This window comes from Pseudomonas sp. MONT-RG-20F-20-E-7-02 (assembly GCF_022662395.1).
In the GTDB taxonomy this organism is placed as follows: domain Bacteria; phylum Pseudomonadota; class Gammaproteobacteria; order Pseudomonadales; family Pseudomonadaceae; genus Aquipseudomonas.
Window position 1 is genome coordinate 322,881 of record NZ_JAKNQN010000003.1, and the last position, 24,443, is coordinate 347,323.

General features: G+C 59.0%; 26 protein-coding genes and 1 tRNA gene. 14 read left to right on the forward strand and 13 right to left on the reverse strand.

The window, feature by feature from the left end; all coding sequences use genetic code 11:
• The first annotated feature begins 11 nt into the window (after nucleotides 1-11).
• From bamC to L8I05_RS29545, 5 genes are all read left to right on the forward strand, one after another.
• Nucleotides 12-1,127, forward strand: coding sequence for an outer membrane protein assembly factor BamC (gene bamC, locus L8I05_RS10545; RefSeq protein ID WP_159954831.1), 1,116 nt, complete (start codon nucleotides 12-14; stop codon nucleotides 1,125-1,127).
• Between the two features lie 4 nt (nucleotides 1,128-1,131).
• Nucleotides 1,132-1,890, forward strand: a complete 759-nt coding sequence (locus L8I05_RS10550) for an MBL fold metallo-hydrolase (protein ID WP_159954832.1) — start codon at nucleotides 1,132-1,134, stop codon at nucleotides 1,888-1,890.
• Between the two features lie 27 nt (nucleotides 1,891-1,917).
• A complete protein-coding gene (gene purC, locus L8I05_RS10555; protein WP_242168794.1) occupies nucleotides 1,918-2,631 on the forward strand; it encodes a phosphoribosylaminoimidazolesuccinocarboxamide synthase in 714 nt (237 codons plus the stop codon).
• An 83-nt stretch (nucleotides 2,632-2,714) separates the two neighbouring features.
• A tRNA-Ser gene (locus tag L8I05_RS10560) sits at nucleotides 2,715-2,804 on the forward strand.
• A 245-nt stretch (nucleotides 2,805-3,049) separates the two neighbouring features.
• Nucleotides 3,050-5,002 (forward strand): N-6 DNA methylase, encoded by a 1,953-nt coding sequence (locus L8I05_RS29545; protein ID WP_242168796.1) that lies wholly within the window; start codon nucleotides 3,050-3,052, stop codon nucleotides 5,000-5,002.
• Between the two features lie 1,182 nt (nucleotides 5,003-6,184).
• Here the strand turns inward: L8I05_RS29545 and L8I05_RS10570 are convergent.
• Nucleotides 6,185-6,424 (reverse strand): type II toxin-antitoxin system RelB/DinJ family antitoxin, encoded by a 240-nt coding sequence (locus L8I05_RS10570; protein WP_242168798.1) that lies wholly within the window; start codon nucleotides 6,422-6,424, stop codon nucleotides 6,185-6,187.
• A gap of 428 nt (nucleotides 6,425-6,852) precedes the next feature.
• Between L8I05_RS10570 and L8I05_RS10575 the strand changes: the two genes are divergently transcribed.
• Nucleotides 6,853-7,119, forward strand: coding sequence for a DUF3077 domain-containing protein (locus L8I05_RS10575; RefSeq protein ID WP_242168801.1), 267 nt, complete (start codon nucleotides 6,853-6,855; stop codon nucleotides 7,117-7,119).
• 140 nt (nucleotides 7,120-7,259) lie between these two features.
• Here the strand turns inward: L8I05_RS10575 and nadS are convergent, their stop codons facing one another.
• The 3 genes from nadS to L8I05_RS10590 all read right to left on the reverse strand — a co-directional run bounded on the left by nadS (nucleotide 7,260) and on the right by L8I05_RS10590 (nucleotide 9,320).
• Nucleotides 7,260-7,547, reverse strand: a complete 288-nt coding sequence (nadS, locus tag L8I05_RS10580; RefSeq protein ID WP_034118626.1) for a NadS family protein — start codon at nucleotides 7,545-7,547, stop codon at nucleotides 7,260-7,262.
• A gap of 2 nt (nucleotides 7,548-7,549) precedes the next feature.
• A complete protein-coding gene (locus L8I05_RS10585) occupies nucleotides 7,550-7,864 on the reverse strand; it encodes a type II toxin-antitoxin system RelE/ParE family toxin (RefSeq protein ID WP_242168803.1) in 315 nt (104 codons plus the stop codon).
• A gap of 229 nt (nucleotides 7,865-8,093) precedes the next feature.
• Complete coding sequence (locus L8I05_RS10590; RefSeq protein ID WP_242168805.1) at nucleotides 8,094-9,320, reverse strand: MFS transporter; 1,227 nt, start codon at nucleotides 9,318-9,320, stop codon at nucleotides 8,094-8,096.
• 282 nt (nucleotides 9,321-9,602) lie between these two features.
• On the opposite strand from L8I05_RS10590, the gene L8I05_RS10595 reads away from it, so the two are divergent.
• The 5 genes from L8I05_RS10595 (at nucleotide 9,603) to L8I05_RS10615 (ending at nucleotide 12,468) form a co-directional block, all read left to right on the forward strand.
• A complete protein-coding gene (locus L8I05_RS10595) occupies nucleotides 9,603-9,857 on the forward strand; it encodes a hypothetical protein (protein ID WP_159954836.1) in 255 nt (84 codons plus the stop codon).
• Nucleotides 9,858-10,005: 148 nt separating this feature from the next.
• Nucleotides 10,006-10,560 (forward strand): cytochrome b, encoded by a 555-nt coding sequence (locus tag L8I05_RS10600; RefSeq protein ID WP_242168807.1) that lies wholly within the window; start codon nucleotides 10,006-10,008, stop codon nucleotides 10,558-10,560.
• 58 nt (nucleotides 10,561-10,618) lie between these two features.
• The gene (locus tag L8I05_RS10605; RefSeq protein ID WP_242169349.1) at nucleotides 10,619-11,146 is read left to right on the forward strand and encodes a tetratricopeptide repeat protein; all 528 of its coding nucleotides are present in this window, start codon (nucleotides 10,619-10,621) and stop codon (nucleotides 11,144-11,146) included.
• A gap of 60 nt (nucleotides 11,147-11,206) precedes the next feature.
• Nucleotides 11,207-11,704 carry an RNA polymerase sigma factor gene (locus tag L8I05_RS10610; RefSeq protein ID WP_242169351.1) on the forward strand — a complete coding sequence of 166 codons (498 nt, stop codon included), beginning with the start codon at nucleotides 11,207-11,209 and terminating at the stop codon, nucleotides 11,702-11,704.
• Complete coding sequence (locus L8I05_RS10615) at nucleotides 11,701-12,468, forward strand: transcriptional regulator (protein WP_242168809.1); 768 nt, start codon at nucleotides 11,701-11,703, stop codon at nucleotides 12,466-12,468. The genes L8I05_RS10610 and L8I05_RS10615 overlap by 4 nt, the downstream gene beginning before the upstream one ends.
• A gap of 13 nt (nucleotides 12,469-12,481) precedes the next feature.
• Here L8I05_RS10615 and L8I05_RS10620 read toward each other — a convergent pair whose 3' ends face one another.
• Entirely contained in the window at nucleotides 12,482-12,916 is a 435-nt protein-coding gene (locus L8I05_RS10620; RefSeq protein WP_242168811.1) for an AraC family transcriptional regulator ligand-binding domain-containing protein, read from the reverse strand.
• A gap of 246 nt (nucleotides 12,917-13,162) precedes the next feature.
• Nucleotides 13,163-14,101 (reverse strand): LysR family transcriptional regulator, encoded by a 939-nt coding sequence (locus L8I05_RS10625; protein ID WP_197623978.1) that lies wholly within the window; start codon nucleotides 14,099-14,101, stop codon nucleotides 13,163-13,165.
• Between the two features lie 157 nt (nucleotides 14,102-14,258).
• Here L8I05_RS10625 and L8I05_RS10630 point away from each other — a divergent pair, with 157 nt between their 5' ends.
• The 3 genes from L8I05_RS10630 (at nucleotide 14,259) to L8I05_RS10640 (ending at nucleotide 17,976) form a co-directional block, all read left to right on the forward strand.
• Nucleotides 14,259-15,578, forward strand: coding sequence for an MFS transporter (locus tag L8I05_RS10630; RefSeq protein WP_242168813.1), 1,320 nt, complete (start codon nucleotides 14,259-14,261; stop codon nucleotides 15,576-15,578).
• Between the two features lie 13 nt (nucleotides 15,579-15,591).
• A complete protein-coding gene (locus L8I05_RS10635; protein WP_242168815.1) occupies nucleotides 15,592-16,821 on the forward strand; it encodes a Zn-dependent hydrolase in 1,230 nt (409 codons plus the stop codon).
• Between the two features lie 129 nt (nucleotides 16,822-16,950).
• Nucleotides 16,951-17,976: a histone deacetylase family protein gene (locus L8I05_RS10640; protein ID WP_242168817.1), complete on the forward strand. Its 1,026-nt coding sequence runs from the start codon at nucleotides 16,951-16,953 to the stop codon at nucleotides 17,974-17,976.
• A 42-nt stretch (nucleotides 17,977-18,018) separates the two neighbouring features.
• On the opposite strand, the gene L8I05_RS10645 is transcribed toward L8I05_RS10640, so the two are convergent.
• From L8I05_RS10645 to L8I05_RS10675, 7 genes are all read right to left on the reverse strand, one after another.
• Nucleotides 18,019-18,912 (reverse strand): hypothetical protein, encoded by an 894-nt coding sequence (locus tag L8I05_RS10645; RefSeq protein WP_242168819.1) that lies wholly within the window; start codon nucleotides 18,910-18,912, stop codon nucleotides 18,019-18,021.
• 98 nt (nucleotides 18,913-19,010) lie between these two features.
• Nucleotides 19,011-20,945: a response regulator gene (locus tag L8I05_RS10650; protein ID WP_242168821.1), complete on the reverse strand. Its 1,935-nt coding sequence runs from the start codon at nucleotides 20,943-20,945 to the stop codon at nucleotides 19,011-19,013.
• On the reverse strand, nucleotides 20,935-21,798 hold the full coding sequence (locus tag L8I05_RS10655; RefSeq protein ID WP_159954846.1) for an ATP-binding protein: 864 nt from the start codon (nucleotides 21,796-21,798) through the stop codon (nucleotides 20,935-20,937). The genes L8I05_RS10650 and L8I05_RS10655 overlap by 11 nt, the downstream gene beginning before the upstream one ends.
• Nucleotides 21,791-22,798, reverse strand: a complete 1,008-nt coding sequence (locus tag L8I05_RS10660) for an ATP-binding protein (RefSeq protein WP_159954847.1) — start codon at nucleotides 22,796-22,798, stop codon at nucleotides 21,791-21,793. Before L8I05_RS10660 ends, L8I05_RS10655 begins: the two co-directional genes overlap by 8 nt.
• Nucleotides 22,789-23,193: an ATP-binding protein gene (locus L8I05_RS10665; RefSeq protein ID WP_177016119.1), complete on the reverse strand. Its 405-nt coding sequence runs from the start codon at nucleotides 23,191-23,193 to the stop codon at nucleotides 22,789-22,791. The genes L8I05_RS10660 and L8I05_RS10665 overlap by 10 nt, the downstream gene beginning before the upstream one ends.
• Nucleotides 23,190-23,552, reverse strand: coding sequence for an STAS domain-containing protein (locus L8I05_RS10670; protein WP_106576990.1), 363 nt, complete (start codon nucleotides 23,550-23,552; stop codon nucleotides 23,190-23,192). Before L8I05_RS10670 ends, L8I05_RS10665 begins: the two co-directional genes overlap by 4 nt.
• A gap of 2 nt (nucleotides 23,553-23,554) precedes the next feature.
• The gene (locus tag L8I05_RS10675; protein WP_242168823.1) at nucleotides 23,555-24,406 is read right to left on the reverse strand and encodes an STAS domain-containing protein; all 852 of its coding nucleotides are present in this window, start codon (nucleotides 24,404-24,406) and stop codon (nucleotides 23,555-23,557) included.
• Between the last annotated feature and the right edge of the window lie 37 nt (nucleotides 24,407-24,443).

Sequence of the window (24,443 nt, forward strand, 5' to 3'; positions counted from 1 at the left end):
AAGCACTACGCATGAAGCGATTGGCCGGACTTTCCGCACTTGCCTTGATTATCTCCAGCACCAGTGGCTGCGGTTGGATTTGGGGCCCGGATGGTTACTTCCGTGACCGCGGCAGCGATTACCTGGAAGCACAAGCAACCAAACCGATGCAACTGCCGCCGGACGTCAATGTCGCCAAGCGCCTTGACCCGTTGCTGCCTATCCCGCGCAACGTCGCCGACGACACCACCAAGGGTGAGTACGTGGTGCCGCGTCCGCAGCCGATCTCGGCAGTGGCGGACGCCAGCGACTACAGCCTGCAGAAGAGCGGCGACAACCGCTGGATCATCGCCCAGCGTCCACCTGCCGAAGTCTGGCCAGTGGCGCTGCAGTTCTTCCAGGACAACGGTTTCCGCATCGACCAGCAACGCCCGCAGACCGGTGAGTTCACCACTGCATGGCAGCGCGGTAGCGAATTGTCCGCCAACATGGCTCAGCGTCTGCAGGCCGGTGGTGTAGCCGCCGATAACGAAGCTCGTGTGCGTGTGCGCATCGAGCCAGGCGTGCAGCGCAACACCAGTGAAGTCTATGTGGTCAGCGCCGAGCGTCCTGCCGGCAGCACCGCCAACGTCGACTTCACCCCGCGTTCGGTCAACATGGGCGTAGACGCCGCGTTGGTCGACGAGATGCTGGCCAGCATGAGCCGGATCTCCGAGAAGGGCGGTTCGGTTTCCCTGCTCGCCGCGCGTGATTACGACACGCCTAACCGCGTCAGCCTCACCGAAGACGGCAGCGGCAACGTCGTGCTGAACCTGGGTGAAGACCTCGACCGCGCCTGGGCCAGTGTTGGCCGCGCGTTGGAGAAGGGCCCTTGGCGAGTTGAAGACATCAACCGCAGCCTGGGCCTGTACTACATCAACGTGGCTGAAAAGGCTGAGAAAAAAGACGACGAGCCAGGTTTCTTCGGCAAATTGTTCGGCAGCAAGCCGACCAAGGAAGAGATCGAAACCCGTGCCGAGCGTTACCAGGTTCGTTTGAGCAAGGTTGGCGAAAGCGTACAAGTCACCGTCGAGAAAAACATCAACACCGTTGCGCCAGCTGAAACAGCGCGCAAAGTGTTGGGCGTGATTCAGGACAACCTGGGCTGATCCGATGCGTTTTGCCGTTCTCGGCAGCGGTAGCCAAGGGAACGGCACGCTGGTCGCCCACGACGACACGTACGTGCTGGTGGATTGTGGTTTCTCCTTAAAAGAAACCGAGCGGCGCCTGCTGCGCCTGGGGGTTCACCCCACGCAGCTGAGCGCGATTCTAGTGACCCACGAACATGCCGACCACGTGCATGGCGTGGGTTTGCTGTCTCGGCGCTACAATCTTCCGGTGTACCTGAGTCGCGGCACATTGCGCGGGATGCGCAAACCCATAGAACCCGCAGGTTTCCTGGCCGGTGGCGAACAGCTGCAGATTGGTGCGTTGAGCATCGATGTGATTGCCGTGGCGCACGATGCCCAGGAGCCTACGCAGTACGTTTTCAGTGACGGTGAGCGGCGTTTCGGCGTGCTCACCGACCTGGGTTCCTACTGCTCCAGGGTGCTGGACGGTTACCGCGACCTCGATGCATTGATGATCGAGTCCAACCACTGTCGAGACCTGCTGGCGCGTGGTCATTACCCGTACTTTCTCAAGCAGCGGGTAGGCGGCGAGCTCGGACATTTGAACAACCACCAGGCGGCGTACCTGGTGTATGAGTTGGGCTGGCAAGACTTGCAACACTTGGTCCTGGCCCACCTGAGCAGCAAGAACAACCTGCCGCAGCTGGCCCGGCAATGTTTTGTCGATACCCTCGGGTGCGACCCGGACTGGCTGCAACTGGCCGATCAAGATTCAGGGCTAGATTGGCGACACATCGCCTAGCCCACCCTTTAGCAAGCGGAGCCCATCATGGAAAAACGTGAAGAACTCTACCGCGGCAAAGCCAAGTCGGTATACAAGACCGACGACGCCAACCGCCTGATCCTGCTGTTTCGCAACGACACGTCGGCGTTCGACGGCAAGCGCATCGAACAACTTGATCGCAAAGGCATGGTGAACAACAAGTTCAACGCCTTCATCATGCAGAAACTCGAAGCGGCCGGCATCCCGACCCAATTCGACAAACTGCTGGGCGACAACGAGTGCCTGGTCAAGAAGCTCGAAATGATCCCGGTTGAGTGCGTCGTGCGTAACTACGCCGCCGGCAGCCTGGTCAAGCGCCTGGGCGTGGAAGAGGGCCTCAAGCTCAACCCTTACACGTTTGAACTGTTCCTGAAGGACGACGCCAAGGGCGACCCGTTCATCAACGAATCCCACGTCGTGGCATTCGGCTGGGGCACCGCTGAGCAACTGGCACGCATGAAGGAGTTGTCCCTCAAGGTCAACGACGTGCTGACCAAGCTGTTCGACGACGCCGGCCTGCTGCTGGTCGACTTCAAGCTGGAATTCGGCGTGTTCCACGACGGCTCCATCGTCCTGGGCGACGAATTCAGCCCGGACGGCTGCCGCCTGTGGGACAAAGACACCAAGAAGAAGATGGACAAAGACCGCTTCCGCCAGGGCCTCGGTGACGTCATCGAAGCCTACGAAGAAGTCGCCAATCGTCTCGGCGTACCGCTTTAATCGACGCAAGCATCTGATAGCACGGAAAAAAATCGCGTTTGGGGTTTGCTTCCGCGAAACACACTGTTATGATGCGCGCCGTTGGAGAGATGCCAGAGTGGCCGAATGGGACGGATTCGAAATCCGTTGTACCTTCACCGGTACCTAGGGTTCGAATCCCTATCTCTCCGCCATTATTTTCATTAAAGCCCTGTTAATTCAGGGCTTTTTTGTTTGTGTAGTTTGTAGACCATTCTAATGAACGCCGTGGCTTGGATTGGCGATTGCCACCAAAGCACTGTGGATCTGCGGATCCAGCCATATTTTTGTGGGCTGTGCGATCCCGATGGTAGCGTCTGACATCATCCGTTCTTGCCTTGAGCATCCACATTCTAGTCGAGCTCTTGAGTGGAGCGGCTCTGCTTTGAGGGATCGAAACGTGGCAAAAGTCAAAAATGAGCGCAATACCGAAAACCTTGTCCGGGATGCTCTACGTGAGCTCGACTACTACGATGCTGATAACTCGATAAGCGTCGAGGAGCAGAAAAGTGTAATCGAAGCGGTTAGAAAGCGTCTGCGCACAGGGAGTAAGTCAGCCGGAGGTGGTATCGGCTATCCAGAATTTTTGATAAGCAATTCTGATACGCCCGATTTTCTTATCGTCTTTGAATGCAAAGCGGCTGTCGGAGATCATCTGAGCCCGTCAGTGCAAAAATTGCTTAGTGGGGCGATCCTTGACGAATCAGATGAGGAACGGGTAAAGAGGGTTAAGCGCTACGCTGTGGATGGGGCGCTCCACTACGCCAACGAGCTTGCCAAGGATTTCAACGTCATCGCAGTGGCAGTTAGCGGTGAGACGAAAAAGGGCGCCCTAGTCTCCGTGTACCTGCACCCCAAAGGGGGGAAAGGCCCTCGACCTTTGCTGGGCAAGACTGATGAGCAACCTATTAGGTCAATACTCCCTTGGAAAGATTTTATCGATCACGCGATTTTTGATCCGGCTGTTCGACAAGCGCGGATTGAAGACTTGATGGCATTTGCACGCGAGCTGCATGTTTTCATGCGTGATCATGCGAAGCTGACGGAAAGTGAAAAGCCATTGCTTGTAAGCGGGACATTGATAGCACTTAGTAACAAGGCATTCGCCGCGTCTTATGGACTTCACTCGGTAAAGGAACTTCCAGATAAGTGGATAAATACGATCCGGGATGAGATACATCATGCCCAGATTCCCCAAGCGAAGCAGGACAACATGGCTCAGCCTTATGCTTCTATCGCTATCCATCCCGAGCTTGGAAAAAAGACCAAGGACTACCCCAAAGGGGTGCTGCACGAGTTGATACAAAGAATCCACGAGAAGGCTGCGCCTCTTCTCACGGCGGAAGAAGGCACTGACATCCTTGGGCAGTTTTACGGCGAATTTTTGAAGTATACCGGTGGTGACAAAAAAGCTCTGGGCATAGTTTTAACTCCGCGGCATATAACAGAGCTTTTTTCTCTGCTCGCAAATGTTAACAAAAAATCAACTGTGCTGGATATCTGCGCTGGTACCGGTGGCTTTCTTATATCTGCTATGAGTCAGATGATGAGAGGTGCGAATACTGAGGCAGAGAGACTTCGGATCAAACAGCATGGCCTAGTAGGTGTCGAGCAGCAACCAAATATGTTCGCGCTTGCTGCAAGCAATATGATTCTGAGAGGTGATGGCAAGGCGAATTTGTATCAAGGAAGCTGTTTTGATGAGGCGATAGCACCAGCGATTAAGGTGCATCAGGCCAATGTCGGTATGCTAAATCCACCTTTTGCCCAAGGAACTGCGGATCTGCATGAGCTCCGCTTCATTCAGCAGATGTTGGATAGCCTTGCCCCGGGAGGGAAAGGCATAGCTATTGTTCCGATGTCATGTGCGATCTCACCGAACCCGTTGAGAAAAGAGCTTATGGATGCCCACACGCTAGATGCAGTCATGTCGATGCCTACTGAGCTTTTTTATCCGGTCGGTGTCGTTTGCTGCATTATGGTTTGGACTGCTCATGAACCGCATGCGGACTCTAATCGTGCGACATGGTTCGGTTACTGGAAAGAGGATGGTTTCAGTAAAACCAAAAATAAAGGACGTGTTGATCTTGACGGAACCTGGGAATCCACGCGTGACAAGTGGGTCAAGATGTTCCGGAATCGGACAGTCCACGCGGGAGAAAGCGTATTACAAGAGGTCGATGATAAAGCAGAGTGGTGTGCTGAGGCATACATGGAAACTGACTATTCCGCGCTCAGTCGATCTGATTACGAATTGGCTTTGCAGAAATATTTAATGTTTCAGCTAGTGAATGAGGCTGTTGCAAAGGCGCAGATAGGAAAAACGGCTGCTGACGAGGAAGACGGTCAATGATAATTAAACATCAGCTTGTTCCCGTTTCTTCAATTTTTGAGGTGCGTTATGGCCTGAATATGGAGTTGAACGCCCTTGTGCTAGACGCGTCAGGAGTAAATTTTGTCTCGCGGACTGCTCGAAATAATGGAGTCTCTGCACGGGTTAGGCGCCAGCCTGGGGTTGAGCCGCTCCCCGCTGGACTTCTCACTGTTGCGGGTGGTGGTAGCGTGCTTGAGACGTTTGTCCAGCCTGAATCTTTTTACAGTGGCCGAGATCTGTATTATCTGGTCCCTCCTGAAGACATGAGTTTAGAAGAGAAGCTGTATTACTGCGTCGTAATCAGATCGAATCGGTACCGTTTTAACTATGGTCGGCAGGCGAACCGTACACTTCGTGAAATAATGGTTCCGGCCCGTAGTACTGTGCCACAGTGGGTTCATAGTTCGTTCGTCGAAGTAGTAGACGGCTGGCGTGAGAAGCTGTTGTCGTTAAAATAACGTTGACCGACGTTCCCCGCCGTTTAAACCTTTTTTGATAAGAGGTAGTCACGCTGGATCATTTATTCAATACGGCTCATACAGTTCTGTAGGAGCTGTGGCGAGGAGCTTTGCAGTAATTAGGCTGTGCGTCGGCCTTCATGCCAGCGGCGTGCTTCACGCCTCAGTTGAGATGATATGAAGGTCTGACGTCCAGGAGGCAGGTCATAGTTCTCTTCCAGCAACTGGTTCAGTGCTACGTACAGACCATTTTTTGCCAGAATAGAAGCACCACCCGAGCACGGATGGTTTCTGATCACGTTCGATGCTCGCTCCGGGTGTGTCGAACCTCAGATTGGCGTCAGCTTCGCCCTTGATAGCCTGAAGCTTAGTTCGCAGCGCAGTTTTTCCACGGCCTGCAAAACCTACTGGACCGATCATTACACCATTCAGGTGCCAGCGTATCCGACTGGTTTTATCGGACAGCGCCTCCGTAGCTTTTTCGACACCGTGCATAAACTCAGCACTTGGATGTACCGTCTTGCGAATCAGACAAGTCAGGTTGTCTCTAACGTATTCAAGCGCGGCGGCATCGCCACTGTCGAGTCGGTCACCACAGTGATTTCCTGAACCAGCCTATAACCGTTGCTACGCAGCTTGATTTTGTAGCAGTCGGGCAGGTAATGCAGGCGATTAGCTCAATGCCCGCGCATCGAAATCAAGGCTATAGCTCATCTATAGAAACCTTTACCAGTTGAGGAGATGCCAATCGTTCCCGAACGGTGGCCATCAACGCTTCATCTTCCTCGGTCATCAGAACGGGCTTGAACGGTAGTTGGCCACGATCCGCCACGTATTGCAGGGCCTGGCGCATCAGTTCTGAAGGCGTAACGCCGAGCTTTTCCAATTCGAGATAGGCGCGCGCTTTTAGGTCGTCATCGATACGGATGCTTATAGATGCCATGGAATAGACTCTCATGTAATGACATTTGTCATTACGTTGGATCAAGTGAGGACTATTGGCAAGCCTGGCGGGACGTATGGCGTTCGTATACTCCCTTGTCACCGCATGACAATTTCCATTTGTCATATCGTGATTACCGTCGCACAGGCTGTGCAGCTCCCGCACGGGCTTGCACTGGCGGAGGCAGGACGCTAACCTTCCGCCGTCGCCCTCATGGCGACCGGTTTTGACAGACCGATTTACAGGTGTACGACCTCCATACGATTACAGGCTTCTTGCGCTGTGACGTTGTTTTATGGCGGCTGTGCGTGGGGCATCTTCGGGTGCGCCGGGTCCTGTATACCGGTCTGTCAACCCGCGCATAGCTGCCACCTGTTCCTGTTTGACAGCAGGATGTGACAGCTCCCATTGCATACAGGAGCTACACAATGAACATGACCAACCTCGATTCAGATTCCGAGTTTCATCCGCGCAAAATCTTCCACGTAGGCGCCGACGTCGGCACCGAAGAAGCCCTGGCCAACGCCTCCGAAATCCTCTCATCCGCACTTCAAACCGCCTACCAATGCGCCGAAGATCCGGACAGCACGCAGTCACCCGTAATCATGGGGCTGGCGCAGTTGATCGAGAATGCACAGGTGCTGGTGGACGCGGTGCTGGAGCGTAATTTCCCGGCGGATAAACCAGTCAAGTAATCACCTGCATCTGAAACTGAAAAAGCCTGCTGAACTTAATGCTCAGCAGGCTTTTTAGTCGATAAGGTGTCAGAGAAAATGACGGTTTGTGTAATCGCGCAGAGGTTGCAGGTCATGCAAAACCGTACGCTCCGCATGGCTTAAGTGGCCAAAGCGTTCAGAACATGCACCGGGTCGTTATGAATGGCCTTCAATAATGCCTTTGCTGGCCCTGTTGGATCGCGACGGCCCTGTTCCCAATTGCGTAGTGTGCCGAGTTGAACGTCAATCAAGGCTGCGAATTTGGCCTGGGTCAACCCTGTTGCTTTACGGATTTCTTTAACCTGCATCGCATCAACATGGAATTCGCGGGAAGGTTCACGTTCCCCGCGCAGGACTTCGTTCATCTCTTGAACGCTTTCCATCAGCTCATCAAAAAACTTGCTCATAGCTATCTCCAGTGCTCGATCGCAGCTTTCAACGATTTACGCTCGTCAGCGGTAAGGTCTTGCTGTTCATTTTTGGGGTAGATCATCAACAAAACAATCTGTGAAGCCGAGACGAAGTGGTAGTAGATCACTCGTGCTCCGCCACGCTTGCCATGGCCTCTGGCGGCAATCCGTATCTTACGAACGCCGCCTGTACCTTCGATGACATCACCGGCTGAAGGGTTCACGATCAGCGTGCTCTGAAACGCGAGATAAGCATCGTCGTCGATAAGCTCTTTGACGCGACGGGTGAAGCCCGAAGTCTCGATGAAAATCATAGCTAATGTACGCCAGTGGCTTAGTAGTCGGCAATGCTAAATCTGCGCAGGCCAACCTGCATCCGATGAGTTGTAACTACTTTTTTTCAAGCCTGGGTTCATTGATGTACCCGCTCGAGGTTCTCGGCCGAAGACGCCCACGGCCGCTTCAAACGAGTAAAATTTCCACATAGAAAAAGCCCCGTAGCTGAACGAGCTACGGGGCTTTTTCGTTTCTGTAGTTTTGGATTCAGCCAGCCTGCACCACCAAGCTATTACTCACATTCCTCCCCAACACCAGCACCGTCACAAACCCAGCCCCCACCAGCGCCGTAGCCAAACTCAACAACACCGCGCTACCCATCTGATCGACAATCCGCCCGCCAAAGAACGAGCCCAGGGCAATAATCACCTGAAACAACGCGACAAACAGCGGCATGCCGCGCTCCACATCCTTGGGCGCGACGACAAACATCCAGATACTCGCGCAGGCCGGGAAGGCGCCGAAGGCGAAGCCCCAGAGTGCGATCAGCATCACGGCGCCGGTCATTTCGGTGGCGAAGTAGGGGAACAGGGCGGTGCTGGTGCCGATCATCAGCGCGACCAACAGCAGGGTGTGGCGCACGCTGCGGTTGGCGGCGAAACCGGCGAAGACATTGCCCATCACCCCGGCCACACCATAAAGCAACAGCAGTGAGCCAATCGTCGGGCCGTCGAAGCCGGAGCTGTTTTTGAAAAACGGTGCGACATAGGTGTACGCCGCAAAGTGCGCCAGGCCGATCAGCAACACGGCGATCAAGCCGACCCGCGCTTGTGGGTTGATGAACAACGCCGGCAGGTCACGGATCTGAATGGCCTTTTCCGGTGTGAGCCGCGGCAGCAGGAACACCTGCGCCAGCAACACCGGCACGCCCACCAGCGCGGTGACCAGGAAGGTCATGCGCCAGCCCATCAGGCCACTGAGCCAGGTGCCTACGGGCACGCCGAGCACGGTGGCCAGGGTCACGCCCATCATGATGATCGAGGTGGCCTTCGCTACGCCCACGCCCTTGGGGGCCAGGCGCCCGCTGAGCGCAATGGCTGTCGCCCAGAAGCCGCCGATGCTGATGCCCAGCAGGACACGGCCGAACAGCAGCAGGCTGAAGTCGCTGGCGTAGGCCACCACCGAGTTGGCGATGATCATGATCAGCGTCAAGCCGATCAGCAGGTAGCGGCGGTCCATCGCCCCAATGCTCACAGACAGCAGTGGGGCGGCGAGGGCGGCCATGATGCCGGGCAGTGTGACCATCAGGCCGGCATGCCCGGCGCTGATGCCGAGGTCGCTGGCGACGTCGTTGAGTACGCCCACTGGCAGAAACTCGCTGGTCACCAGGGCGAAGGCACCCACCGCGACTGAGAGAATCGCCAGCCACTGCTGTTTGACGCTCTGTTGATTATGTTCAGGGCGGCCACTGGGGGCCTGGCTGACGCTTGGCATGGTGTTGGGTTCCATAGGGGAATGTCGCTTGAAATCAAGCGAGGCGAGGGCAGGGAAAGTGGAGGCGATTATATGAACCGGTTCTGGCAATCACACAGGCGACCGTTTCGATAATAACCATCAGTGCAATCGATTCGACGCCCCTATGGGATAATTTCGTCTTTCGTACATCCTTTCCGTACGTTACCTACAGGCAGCGTGTTGCGGCTCTCGCGCTGGCTGCCTATCTTGGTTTCGAGGAATTTTCAGGTAGGAAATCCCACACCGCAAAGGACATGCATCATGAGCAAAAACACGAAAAAAACTTCCGGCACCATGGCTACGTTGGCCGCTGAAACCCTGAATGATCCAAATGCCTGCGCGATCGCCAAAAGCCTTGCCGCCTCAGCGTTGGCACAGAGCAGAACGGATAAGCAGACCAGCGCCGAGATGGAGGAAAAGGCCGGCAAAGCGCTTCAAAGCGATAAATACAGTGAGCAGACCAAATCCCTGGCCGCTTCGGTGCTCTCCCAAGCCAATAAAGAACGCGCAAACTGAGCGCCTGACTCGGCGATGACATAGAACGGCCCCGTAGCTGAACCCGCTACGGGGCTTTTGCGTTTGCCGATTTGCAAAAAAATTAATGTCTCACCGAATAACTTCCCCCGCTGCGGTGTTCACCCCACAGACCACCCAGGGAACGCCCATGAACACACCTTCCGATCGCTATGACCGCCTGACCCGCACCTTCCACTGGCTGACCGCTGCCGTGGTGATCTTCATGTTTGCCAGTGCACATATCTGGGAAAACCTCGAAAAGGGCACACCGCTGCGCAAGGGCCTGCAATCGGTGCATATTTCGCTCGGTATCGCGATGGCGCTGTTGATCATCCTGCGCATTGTGTGGCGTGTGTTTGGCGGCAATCGCCTGAAGGCCGACAGTCACCCGGCGCTTAACCTGCTGGCGAAAATGGCGCATGGTTGCCTGTACCTGTTGCTGGTGTCGCAAATCGTATTGGGGTTCCTGTTTCGCTGGGCTCAAGGTGAACCCTTCAATTTCGGACTGTTCCCCATTCCCGCGCCCTTTGTGATTGACCACGAATGGCGCGGCACCTTGGGTGGCCTGCATAACAATGTGGCCTGGGCGATCGTTCTCCTGGCGGGCCTGCATGCTGGCGCTGCGCTCTGGCATCACTATGTGCTGCGCGACGGCACGTTGCGCCGCATGCTGGCGGGTTCACGCAATGCGTTTCAAAAATGATGTTTCCTCCCTGACGTTACGGAGCATGACAACCATGAAGAATCGCCACGAACACCCCATGACTTACCGCGCCGCGCTGTTCTTCGGTGCATGCCTGGCCGCCGCTTTGCTCGCAGGCCAAGCCCACGCCTCCGGGGATGAATCGGCACCGCCCAAGCCAAACTGCCCCAAAGGCCAGGTCTGGGACACCAAGACCGGCAAATGCGTGCTGCAAACCAGCAAAGCCACCTCCGATGCCGACCGCACCGAATACGCCTACCGCCTGGCAAAAGATGGGCGCTACGACGAGGCGCTGGCCCTGCTCGACACCCTGCAAAACCCGAACACCGCCAAGGCCCTCAACTACCGTGGTTACGCCACGCGCAAACTGGGGCGTACGGACGAAGGCATCGGTTACTACCTGCAGTCAGTCGCGCTCGACCCCAATTACGCCCAAGTTCGCGAGTACCTGGGTGAGGCCTACGTGATCAAGGGCCGCGTCGACCTGGCGCAAGAGCAACTGGTGAAAATCAAAGCCTTGTGCAGCACCACCTGCGAAGAATACGAAGACCTGGCCGAAGCCATCGCCGCTGCGCCCCAGGCGTGAAACCGATGAGTGAACCAGCAGGGGGCGGCTATCACCACAGAGGCTGAGTTTCGGCGCGAGTTGGGCCTGTTATTGCCGCGTTTATGGCGATATGGGTGGGTGTTGTCGCGGCACAAGCATGTGGCTGAAGATCTGGTGCAGGCCACCTGTGTACGCGCACTGGAGCGTGCCGGGCAATTCACAGCCGGCACGCGGTTGGATCGCTGGCTGCTGTCGATCATGCATTCCATCTGGCTCAACGAACTGCGCTCGCAACGGGTGCGCCAGGGGCAAGGGTTTGTCGATGCGGAGCAGGCGTTGTCATTCGATGGCGAGCGCCAGGCGCAGGATCAGGTATTGGTTGCGCAAGTGATCAAGCGGGTTAACGGGTTGCCCGAAGCGCAGCGGGAAACGGTGTTTCTGGCGTATGTCGAAGGGCTTTCCTACAAGGAAATTGCCGAGGTACTGCATATCCCGGTGGGGACCGTGATGAGCCGGTTGGCGGCCGCTCGCGTGAAACTTGCAGAGACCGCGCCTGCAAAAGCCCAGCCGGAAAAATCCAGTGGAGAACGGCGATGATTCAGACTAACGCACCGTCCGATGAGCTATTGGTGGCTTATCTGGATGGCGAACTGGATGCTGAACAGCGTCAGCTTATTGCCGATCAGCTAAAGGCAAACCCCTCTGTGGCCGCGCGCCTGGATGAATTGCAGTGCGCTGATTTGCCTTTCAAGGCCGCATTTGACGCGATGTTGGACGAAGCACCCACCGAACGCTTGAACGCGATGCTCAAAGCCTTGCCACCTGCGCACGCGCCAGCCATGAGTCGACGGCGTTTCCTGGCTGTGGCGGCGAGTTTTGCTGTGGCGGGTGTGGTCGCCGACCGCCTGTATATGAGCTGGCCACGAGCAGAGTCCGGCCAAGGTTGGCGTGCCTCGGTGGCTGAGTACATGGCGCTGTACACGCCTGAAACTCTGGAAAACCTTAATGCTGATCCAGTCTCTCATGCCGCCCAACTCAGCTCAGTGGGCGCGCAATTGGGCCTGCCGTTATCCCCTGACGCCGTGAACTTGCCCGGTGCCGAGTTCCGGCGCGCGCAAATTCTCGACTATGACGGCGTCTTGATTGGCCAACTGACTTACCTGGACCCGCGCCACGGCCCCTTGGCGCTGTGCATCACCGCCAGCAAAAGGGGCACGCAGCCCGCCGCTACCGAGCAGCGCCGAGGCATGAACGTGGTCTATTGGGCCAACCCGTCCCATGGTTTCATGCTGATTGGTCGAAACTCTTTCGAGGCATTGCAGGTCATGGCCAGCAGTGTCGAGCGCAGGCTGCCCGCCTGATCTTAGTAGGTTGTTACCGCTTGCAACGCTCGCTCATGCCCATTTCGCGCGCCACCTCGACCATCTCCGGGCGACCGCTGGCGAGAATGCGCTTGAGGGTGCTTTTGACCTGGTGGCTGATCGTGGCCGGCGCAGTCGCTTCGGCCAATGCCGCGATCAGTGCCGGGCTCAGCATTTCCAGCAGCTCGGGGTTGTGACTGGAAAAGGGCCGTTCTAAATCGGCAGCGTCGAACACCAGCGCGTTACGCTGGGCGCCGAACCGTACGGCACAGCCGAAAAAGTCCGCCAGCACAGTATTGCCGCTTTGTGGACGGGCCAATTCAACACTGCGCGGCATGATATGCACCCCGGAGCCGCGGCGTCCCAACTCAGTAAACGTCGCAAATGCCGCGTCGATCAATAACGTTGGCGGGTGCTGCTGGAGCCGTGCCGATGGAGGGACGTTCACCGCACACTTTATAGTTGTAAAAGTGCGCAGCGAAATTTTCCCAATGGTTGATCTGTTGGAACACTGGGGAGATTTTGACCGCGGGCATTCAATCCTACTTGGAGATTGGATGACTGATCAAACCGCGCCTCATAGCACGGGTTCACAGGACTCTATGGGTTGCCTCGATACACGTTCAAGGGCTTCGCTGAAAGAGCCGTCTGGTAGCTACGTAAGACGAATCTCTAAGTGCATCAGCACGTGCTTTTACTCTGCCAACCGCCCGGACAACCGCTCGATAAACACCGTTTCCGCCCGACTCATCTTCTGCTCCCGATTCCACAGCAGATGGATATCCACATCGGCAATCCCTTCATCCGGCGGTAGCCGCCACAGCAGCCCATTCTTCACATCCTCGGCCACCACGTGAATCGGCAGGCAGCCCAAACCGTAGCCGGCAATCACCAGCCGGCGTACTTCCTCCAGGCTCGATGACGACGCCACGATCCGTCCGCTGAAGCCTTGCTGGTCACGAAAGATCGTCAGCGGCGACAGCATCCCGCCAATCTGGTCGCTGGTAAAACTGACGAAATTTTCCGACTGCAAATCGCCCTCGGCCAGGCCGCTGCGGCCGAACAGCGCGTGGTGTTTTCCACAAAAAAAAGCATAACGCTGGCGCAGGAACAGGTGCTGTTCCAGGCGCGGTTGCGGCCGGCGATTCAGGCTCAGGCCCAGGGTTGCGGTTTTTTCCAGCAGGGCGGCGACGATGTCGGAGCTGCGCATCACCTCAACCTCCAGATCCACCCGCGGGTGCTCGCGGTGGAAGTCGGCGAGGAAGTCGTCGAAGGTGTCCGAGTTGATGCGGCTGATCATCAGCAGGCGCACTTTGCCGAGCACTTCATCGCCGGGTTTTTGCAGGGCGTTGCTCATCTGCGACACCTGCCCGTACATCTCGCCGGCGATGGCGAAGATCTGTTCGCCGGCTTCAGTCAGCACGAAGCGCGGGCCACGGCGGGCGATGAGTTGGCAGCCGAGCTGTTCTTCCAGGCGCTTGAGCGCCTGGCTGATCGCCGGTTGGGTCAGGTGCAGCCGAGCGGCGGCGCGGCTGATGCTCAGTTCCTGGCCGATAACACGGAAAGTCCGCAGCAGATTCCAGTCCAATCGGTCGTTGAGCAGTGGGTGAACATCGCGGCGGAATTCGGGCATGGCGCAGCTCGATAATAAGCAGGATTTATAATCGGAATAATAAATAGAAAATTGACTAATCATAGCCCCAGGACGATAAATCACCCTTAACAAGCGCCATCAGAGCGCATGCGTTTGACTTTCTCCTGCCAAAAAAATAACCAAAGGAGCCCGCCCCATGAAGCCTTCCGCTTCGCCGCAGCCGCGCCGTGCTGCGGCCGCCGCTTTTATCGGCACCATGATCGAGTGGTACGACTTTTACATCTACGCCACCGCCGCCGCGCTGGTGTTCGGCCAACTGTTTTTCCCTTCCGACGACAAGCTGTTCAGCACCATGGCCGCGTTCGGCACCTTCGCCGTGGGCTTTTTCGCGCGACCGTTGGGCGGCATCGTGTTCGGGCATATCGGTGACCGCATCGGCCGCAAGAAATCCCTGGTGATCACCTTGGTGATGATGGGCGTGGTCACCGTGTGCATCGGCCTGTTGCCCACTTACGCGCAGATCGGCGTTGCGGCGCCGGTGCTGTTGGTCTTGCTGCGTGTGGTGCAAGGCATTGCCGTTGGCGGCGAGTGGGGCGGGGCGGTGTTGATGGCCGGCGAGCATGCGCCGAAGGGCCGTCGCAACTTCTTTGCGTCGTTCGCGCAATTGGGCAGCCCGGCCGGTTTGATCCTCTCGCTGCTGGCGTTCAGCGCGGTCACGCGGTTGCCGGAAGAGGACCTGCTCAGTTGGGGCTGGCGCCTGCCGTTCCTGGCCAGCGCTTTGTTGTTGATCGTCGGCTTGGCGATTCGCCTGGGCGTCAATGAATCACCTGAGTTCCTCGAAGACAAAGCCATCGCCGAGAAGGCACGGGCGATCAAGAAAGACCAGGCGCCGGTGATCGAAGTGCTGAGAACCGCCTGGCGCCCACTGTTGTTGTGCATCGGCGCCAACACGCTGGGCATTGCTGGCGTGTATTTCACCAACACCTTCATGATTGCCTACAGCACTCAGCAACTGGGCCTGCCGCGCTCGCTGATTCTGGAATGCCTGTTCTTCGTCGCCATCATTCAATTCTGCGTGCAGCCACTGGCTGCCTGGGTCGCCGAAAAAGTCGGGGCCACGCGTTTTCTGTGCGCCATGACCGTACTGGCGATGGTCTCGCCTTATCCGATGTTCGTGCTGGTCAGCAGCGGCCAGGCGCCGTTGATTGTCCTCGGTATCGCGCTGGCGGTGGTGTGCATGGCCTCGTTTTATGCGGTGATCGCCGGGTTTGTCAGCGGCCTGTTTGAAACCCGCGTGCGCTACACCGCGATCTCCCTGGCCTACCAGGTGTGCGGTGCGCTGGCCGGTGGCCTGACGCCGTTGATCGGCACCTGGCTGGCCCACGAATACCAGGGCCAATGGTGGCCGATGGCAGTGTTTTACAGCCTGATCGCGGCGACCTCGCTGGTGTGCGTAATGGCGTTGTCACGCCGCCACGCCACGGCCCACCGCCTTGAAATGGCCCATAGCGTTTGATGGAGACTGCGTAATGTTGAAAATTAATGGCCAACGCCTGTGGGCCAGCCTGATGGCCATGGCGGAGATCGGCGCCACATCCCGTGGCGGCAGTTGCCGCCTGGCCTTGAGTGCCGAAGACAAGGCAGGTCGCGAACTGTTCAGCCATTGGTGCAAGGCTGCCGGGCTGACCCTGAGCGTGGATGCCATCGGCAACCTGTTTGCCCGGCGTGCCGGCACCGATAGCGACGCCGCGCCCGTCATGATGGGCAGCCACCTCGACACCCAGCCGGAAGGCGGGCGCTTTGATGGTGTCTACGGTGTATTGGCCGGCCTAGAAGTGATCCGCAGCCTCGACGACCAAGGCATTCAAACCCGTAAACCGTTGGAAATTGCCGTGTGGACCAACGAGGAGGGCGCGCGTTTCACCCCGGCCATGCTCGGCTCGGCGGTGTTCACCGCCAGCCTGGCGCTGGACAAGGCGCTCGCGACTGTCGATGTCGACGGTATCAGTGTGGCCGAGGCGTTGCGCACCACGGGCTATAACGGCGAACGCCCGTTGGGTGGCACGGTGGATGCGTATTTCGAAGCCCATATCGAGCAAGGCCCGATTCTGGAAGACAACGCCAACAGCATCGGCGTGGTCACCGGCGGCCAGGCGATTCGCTGGCTCGACGTGCAGGTCGAAGGCATGGCTGCACATGCCGGCACCACACCGATGCCACTGCGCAAAGATGCCCTGTATGGCGCGGCAAAAATGATCCAGGCGCTGGAAAACCTCGCCACCGATTTCGCCCCCGAAGGCCTGACCACCGTCGGTGAGCTGAGCATCACCAAGTCGTCGCGCAACACCATTCCGGGGTTGCTGGCGTTCACCGTCGACCTGCGTCATCACCGCGACGCCGACATCGAAGCCATGGAGCAACAAGTGCGCGCGCGGCTGCAGGCCATCGCTGAAAACCGCGGCCTGACGGTCAGCATCAGCCCGCATTGGGTCAGCCCGGCTACGCCGTTCGATGCCGAGTGTGTCGCTTGCGTGCAGGCCTCGGTGGATGCCTTGGGTTACAGCCAGCAACGCATTGTCAGCGGTGCCGGTCACGATGCCATCCACCTGGCGCGGTACTGCCCGACCGCGATGATTTTCATCCCGTGTGTAGGTGGCCTCAGCCATAACGAAGCCGAAGACGTATTGCCCGAGGATGTGCGCCAAGGCACCGATGTCTTGCTTAACGCTGTGCTCAATCGCGCCGGTCAAGCCGACTAACAACTCATCGTTACAGCCTGCCCGGATTCAGTGTGGGAGCTGGCTTGCCTGCGATGGCGGTCCTTCAGACAGACCGCTATCGCAGGCAAGCCAGCTCCCACAGGTTCGGTGTTTACCCAGGAGTCATTCATGCGTACGTTTTTCCACCCAGAACAACTGTTGCATCACCCGCGCAGCTACTACTCCCGCGGCCAGATGCGCACGCCGCAGGAAGTCCCCGAGCGCGCGCGCAACTTGCTCTTAGCCGCGCAGACCTTGGGCTTCGAGATTCAGCAACCTGCTGACTACGGCCTCGAGCCATTGCTTGCAGTACATGGCGCGCCCTACCTGGCGTTTCTTGAGGAAGCGCACCAACGCTGGAAGGAAATCCCCGAAGACTGGGGCGACGAAGTCATGTCGAACATCTTCGTGCGCGAGCCCAATGCCCTGCGCGGCATCCTCGCCCAGGCTGCACGCTACCTGGCGGATGGCAGTTGCCCAGTGGGCGAACTGACCTGGCGTTCAGCCTATTGGTCGGCGCAAAGTGCCGTGGCCGCCGCCCAAGACATCCTCGCTGGCGCGCCTGCCGCCTACGCGCTGTGCCGCCCGCCGGGCCATCACGCCCGTCACGAGGCGGCAGGCGGTTTTTGCTACCTCAACAATGCGGCGGTGGCGGCGCAGGTATTGCGCGAAGGTTTCCAGCGTGTCGCCGTTCTCGACACCGACATGCACCACGGCCAGGGCATCCAGGAGATTTTCTACGCCCGTGACGACGTGCTGTATGTGTCGATCCATGGTGACCCGACCAACTTCTACCCCGGCGTGGCAGGCTTTGCCGACGAACGCGGCGTGGCTGCCGGTGAAGGCTTTAACCTCAACCTGCCGATGGCCCACGGCGCCAGCGAAGCGGTGTTCTTCGAAAAACTCGAGCTGGCCTTGTCGGCGGTGAAGGACTTTTCGGCGGATGTGCTGGTGTTGTCCTTGGGGTTCGACATCTACGAGCTCGACCCGCAAAGCAAAGTGGCGGTGACGCGCGAAGGGTTCGCGCGCTTGGGCGAATGCATCCGGCAATTGGGATTGCCCTGTGTGATCGTGCAGGAGGGCGGGTATCACCTGGAGACACTGGACAGCAATGCGCAGGCGTTTTTTGACGGTCCCAAGGCGTGGGCACGATAGGCGGGTGCCAACCTCAGCTGTTCGGCCCTTCTGCGTGCCGGGTCAATGCTTCACGTCGTCGCTGGCAATTGCCAGCGACTTACCCACCAGTTTCAGCACTCGGTCACGGCCACCTTCTGCCAGTAAGTAAGTACCGTCTCCCGTGCGCACAATCGACTGCGGCGCCTTCAAGAACGACAAGATCGTTTGTTGCTGCCCGTGTTTATCAATCAACAGCAACCGCGCCCGATGCGTCGAGTCTTCATTGACCCACAACCCACGTTCATCACACATCAAGAATGTGGGCTTGTTCAGGCCCGACAGCACCACCGGATCGCTGCCGTCATCCGTCAGCTCACGCACCACACCCTTTTTCTTTTCCGTGTAGAGCATTCGTCCATCGGTGCAGCGTGTGATGGACTCGCCTTCGTGCAGTTGGTCACGCAGTACCGTGAGTGACTGGTCGCTCCAGCGATAGCGCAGCAGGCGTCCAGCATGGCTGCGGTCTTCGATGGCATAGAGGTAGTCGCCTTCATCCCACAGGCCTTGCACGTTTTCGCCTTTGAACAATTCGGTGACCACGCCGTCCTTGAGAAAGCTGACGGGGGCGTTGCCGGTTTCCTGGCTGAACACCCAGCCGCCCCGCGTGGCCAACATCCCGTCGGGTTTGGACAGGTTGCCGAGCACGACGTCGCGCGTTCCATCCAGCCGGATGTGCACGATGCTGCCCAGCCCGTCCTTGAGTTCCTCGGTGACCATCAACGAGCCGTCAGCCATGGGCATCAACGATGCGGCCTTGGCCACATCGGTATGCAAAACCTGATAACTCCACGAATCGGCGGCGCGCACCGGGTAAAAACTTTGCCAGGCAAAAAAGCCCAGGGTGGCGGTGCACAGCAGGCCGAGCGCCCACGATGCGAGGCGCAGGGGCCGATAGTGCTTATTGGGTTGAGTCATTGTTCGGTGCCGGTGGCGGATTGCAAGGCCGGTCACGGTACCAAGCCTGGCACCGCACGGCATCCTGCAATTTAGCCGGGGTGGCCTGCGTGTCCCCCTTACTGGGTGCCTGGCAGGCCGTCCAGCCCGCGGCGGATCTTCTCCAGCAACTCGTCGATATGGAACGGTTTGGAGATCAGGTCCATGCCTTCCCCCAGGAAGCTTTGGCGATTCGCCGCATTTTCCGCATACCCGGTCATGAACAGAATCGGCAGCGTGGGGCGCAGGCCTCGGGCGACATCGGCCAATTCCCGCCCGGTCATGTACGGCAGGCCCACGTCGGTAAGCATCAGGTCGATGCTGGTGTCCTGGCGCAGGGTGGCGATCGCCTCATCACCGTCGGCCGCCACGCTGCAGCGGTAACCGGCGTCGACCAGCACCTCGGCGACGAAGCTGCGCACCGAGGGCATGTCCTCGACGATCAGCACGTGTTCGCCGCTGCTGAGCCCCGGCGCTGCCACGGGCTTGGTGGTGATGCTCGCCGGGCCCGAGGCAGCGGGCAGCATGATGGTGACCTCGGTGCCCTGGCGGGTGACGCTGCGGATCTGTGCGTCGCCGCCGGACTGGCGCGCAAAGCCGTAGATGGTCGACAGCCCCAGCCCGGTGCCCTGGCCCAGCGGCTTGGTGGTGAAGAAAGGGTCGAACACCTTGTCGATCACACTGTGTTCGATGCCCACGCCGTTATCGCGCACGCAGAGCGCGATGTAGGCGCCGTTTTCCAGTTTAAGGTTGCCGTTGGAGTAAGCCGGGTAGGTGGTCACCCAGATATCGCCGCCCTTGGGCAGCGCATCGCGGGCATTGATGACCAGGTTCAGCACTGCGCTTTCCAGTTGGATCGGATCAACCAGCGCCACGGCCGGGTGGGTCGTCAGCTCGAGTTTGAGCGCAATGTGTTCACCGATCGTGCGCACCAGCAGCTCTTCCAGTGAGCGGATGTGCGCGTTGATATCCACCGGGCGCGTGTCCAGAGGCTGCTGGCGGGCAAACGCGAGCAGGCGGTTGGTCAGGCCGGCGGCGCTCAGGGCCGAGCTCAACGCGGCGTCGGCATAAGCCTTGACCTTCTCGGTTTGCTGAGTGTCGAGGCGTTTTTTGATCAGCTCAAGGCTGGTGATGATCCCGGTCAGCAGGTTGTTGAAGTCGTGGGCGATGCCGCCGGTGAGTTTGCCCAGCGCGTCCATCTTCTGTGCCTGCAGCAACTGCGCCTCGGTGTGCGCCAGCTGCGTGGTGGCGTTGGTCAGCTCGGCCAACTGATGGCGCTCGCGATGGCGATGCTCGGTGACGTCTTCGACAAACACCAGGCTCAGTTCGGCCCGGCGATAAGGCGAGATTTGCCACTCGGTTTCGCGCACCTGGCCGTCCACTTGCATTTGCAAGTTGCCTTTCCAGCGCTCTCCCGCGGCGAGACGCAGGCACAACTCCTGGATGACGGCATGCTGATCGCTGGCAAAGCATTCGAGCAAGGCGTCAGGGTTCAGGTTGTCCTGGATCAGTTGGGCGAACGCGTGGTTGCATTCATGCACCTTCAACTGCGGGTCCATGACGGCTATCGGCGCGCTGATGTTGAAGAAGATTTCGCGAAAGCGCGCCTCGCTCTCGCGCAGGGCGTATTCGGTATCACGCACGCGCAGCAAGGTGCGCAGGGTCGCCAGTAGCACGTCCGGGTCCACCGGGTGGATCAGGTAGGCATCGGCGCCGGCGTCCAGGCCGGTGATGATGTCGCCCGTCTCGATGGACGCAGCCGAGACATGCACCACCGGTAGCAGGGCGGTCGCCGGGTCGGCGCGCAGCGCGCGCACGATGTCGAAGCCACTCATGTCCGGCAGATTGACGTCGAGGATCAGCCCGTCGATCTTTTTACTCGCGATCAGGTCCAGGCCCTCTTGGCCGGTGCCGGCTTCGAGCACGCGGTAGTGATGGCTTTCCAGGCGCCGGCGCAGGGCATAGCGAGTGGCGGCGTTGTCGTCGACGATCAGCAGTTGGATGTCACGACTCATCGACAGGCCCGCCCGCGATAGACAGAGGAATGATCACAAAGAACATCGACCCAACACCTGGGGCGCTTTGCACCCCGACCCGGCCCCCGAGCAGCTCGGCAAAGCGCTTGCACAGCGAGAGCCCCAGGCCGGTGCCGCGCAGGCGCTTTTGCAGCGGTGAGTCGATCTGGGAAAAGTCTTCGAACAGGTTGTTGTGCAGCTCGGCAGGAATGCCCAGGCCAGTGTCCTGCACCGCAAAGCGGATCTCGTGCGCGCTTTCCATGCGTGCCGACACGCGCACCTCACCTTGCAAGGTGAACTTCAAGGCATTGGAGATAAAGTTACGCAGGATCTGCGCCAGCTTCTTGTCATCGGTGTAGAGCTTGGGCAAGCCCGAGGGCTCTTCAAAGATGAGGTCCACCGACGATGCGTCGACGATCGGGCGGAACATCCCGCGCAATGCCGAGAACAGGTCGAACATGTCAAACCAGGCAGGCGAGATGGTAATGCGCCCGGCCTCGATCTTGGCCAGGTCCAGCAGGTCGTCGACCATCTCCCGCAGCTCGCGCGCCGAGCTGCGGATAAAGCCTACCTGGGTCTGCTGCTCGGGGCTCAAAGGGCCGTCGAGTTCATCGGCAAGCAAGCTGGTGATGCTCAGGATCGAGCCCAGGGGCGTGCGGAATTCATGACTCATGTACGACAGGAAGCGGCTTTTCAGGTCTGATGCCTGACGCAACTGATCGGCCTGCATATCCAGTTCCGCATACAGTGCCAGCACACCCTGGTTGGTCTCATCCAACTCGGTACGCAAGGCGTCGGCTTCCTGGTGCAGGCGTTGCACTTGCTCAGTGAGCGAAGCAATGGTGTCAGCCATCAATGGCCTCCAGGGCAATCACGAAGACGGTAACGTCATCCCGGCCGCGACAGAAATCACGGTGAAGGATGGCGGCGATCAGGGCGGGGTGGCGGTGGCAAAGCCCGGGATAGTCCGCAAGGTTCCAGCGTGACTGCAGCCCGTCGCTGTAAAGGATCAGCAGTTGGCCGCTGACCTGAGCGTAGTCGAAGGGTTGTGCCTTGCGAAACTGCACGCCGACGATGCCCGGGTGGGAAGCCAGCCCGCGCGACTTGCCGAAGGCAATCAGGCTGGCGCCGATATTGCCCACGCCGGTGAAACGCAGCCGGTCAGCCACGGCGTCGTATTGCGCCACGGCCACTGCGCCGCCCCGGGTGCCGTTCATGCCGATATGCATGTCGTTGAGCAGCGTGGCCGAGTCCTGGAAGGGGTCTTGGGCAAACATCTCTTCACCCGCGCGCGCCGCGCGTTCGGCTTCGCTGCCATGGCCCAGGCCGTCGGCAACCATCACGCTGAACCGGCCCGCTTCGATTGCCAGGTGCCAGGCGTCGCCACATGCCGGATCGTTGTGCAAGGAATGCTGGCTGACGCCATAGCGGATATCCCGCGCGTTCGAGGTGCGTGGGTAGAGCCGCGCCAACATCGCCGTGCCCCGCTGATCGGCATGCACATCAAAGACCTGGGCCACGCGCGCGATGGCGCCCATGCCGATGCCTTGCGTACCGCCCGTGGAGAACCCATCCACCAGGCAGCTTTCCAGGTCGAAGCCCTGGCCACGGTCGACGGCGATCATTTCGACGCCCTGGTTGCCCGTGGCGCGCAGGTGCAGCTCGCCATGGGCGGCATGCTTGAGGATGTTGCTGGCAAGTTCGGTCGCCACCAGGGCAACGCGCCCGGCGTCGGTTTCATCAAAACCCAGCAGCTCGGCAAGCTGCTGGGCACTGCGCCGGGCATAGCCGATTTGGCTGACATCTTCGATCAAAAGCACTTGGGTCAAGGCGCTGGGAATATTCAGGTCCATCGGGTGATCGTCACGCGTGTGCCCTTGCCGGGTGCGGTGTCCAGTTCAAACTCGTCCACCAGGCGCCTGGCGCCGGTCAGGCCCAGGCCCAGGCCGCTGCCGGAGGTCCAGCCGTCGGTCAGGGCCAGCTTGAGGTCAGGGATGCCGGGGCCTTCATCGCGAAAGGTCAGGCGCAGGCCGGGGCGATGGTCTTTTTCGACAACGCTCCAATCCATGTACCCGCCGCCGCCGTAGACCACGGTGTTGCGCGCCAGCTCACTGACGGCCGTGACCAGCTTGGTCAGGTCGATCAGGCGCATGCCGCAGTCCTGGGCCAGCCTGCGTACTAATTGTCTGGCCAGCACAACGTCCTGTTCGATCAGCACGGGATGCGTGCCGCTGCTGGCTTGGCTCATAAGTGTTCTACCCGATCACGCAGCAGTTTCATGCCGCGCTCGACGTTCAATGCGGTCGCCACGCCGGGCAGGGTCATGCCCAGTTCCACCAGGGTAATGGCCACCGCCGGTTGCATGCCCACCAGCACGGTCTGCGCGTCCATGATGCGCGACAGGCCGGAAATGGTGCCGATCATGCGCCCGATAAACGAATCCACCATGTCCAGCGCCGAAATATCGATCAGCACGCCGCGCGCCGACGTGCGGCTGATGCGTTCGGAAAGGTCGTCCTGCAGCGTCATGGCCAACTGGTCGTGCATGTCGACCTGAATGGTCACGAGCAAAAACTCGCCCATCTGCAAAATAGGGATGCGTTCCATGCTTAGACAGCCTTGCTGATGGTGACGCCCAGGCGTTTGAGCGCCAGCGCCAGGGCATCCGCCAGGTTGGCTTTGGTCACCACGCCTTGCAGGTCCAGACCCAGGTGCACGATGGTCTGGGCAATTTGTGGGCGCACGCCGCTGATGATGCAGTCGGCACCCATCAGGCGGATGGCGGTGACCGTTTTCAGCAAGTGCTGGGCCACCAGAGTGTCGACGGTCGGCACGCCGGTGATGTCGATAATGGCGATTTCCGAGCCGGTGTCGACGATGCGTTGCAGCAGCGACTCCATGACCACCTGGGTGCGTTGCGAGTCCAGGGTGCCAATCATCGGCAGGGCCAGCACGCCGTCCCACAGCTTCACCACGGGGGTGGACAACTCCAGCAATTCTTCCTGCTGGCGTTTGATGACCGACTCACGGGACTTCTGGAAGGTGCGGATGGTGTGCATGCCCAGCGAATCCAGCAGTTCGGAAACTTCCCAGAGTTGCTCGGCCAGTTGCGCCGGTTGTTCGGCGTACTCACGTTGCAGCAAGGTGAACACTGGGCCTTTAAGGGCGAAAATGAAGCTGGCGGTTTGTTGCGAGTCCTGGCCGATCAAGGCGCGGCTGTGCGACAGCTTTTCCAGGAAGACCCGGGTTTCGGCCCAGTTTTCATGGCTTATTTGCTGTGAGCCGCCTTGCAGGAGCGCGTCGATCAGCAGATTAAGAAAGTCGCCAGCTTGCTGTTTGACGTCATCCCCCTTGACGTTTCGTGTGGCTCCCGAAGCCTCGAGGCTCGTAATCCATTCGGTCAGCAGGGCAGGGCGTTGGGCTTGCAGCGCCTGGATTGTATGAGCTTGAAGAGTTGCCACGAGAGTCTCCTTGAACGGCTTTGGTTGTTCGCGTGCA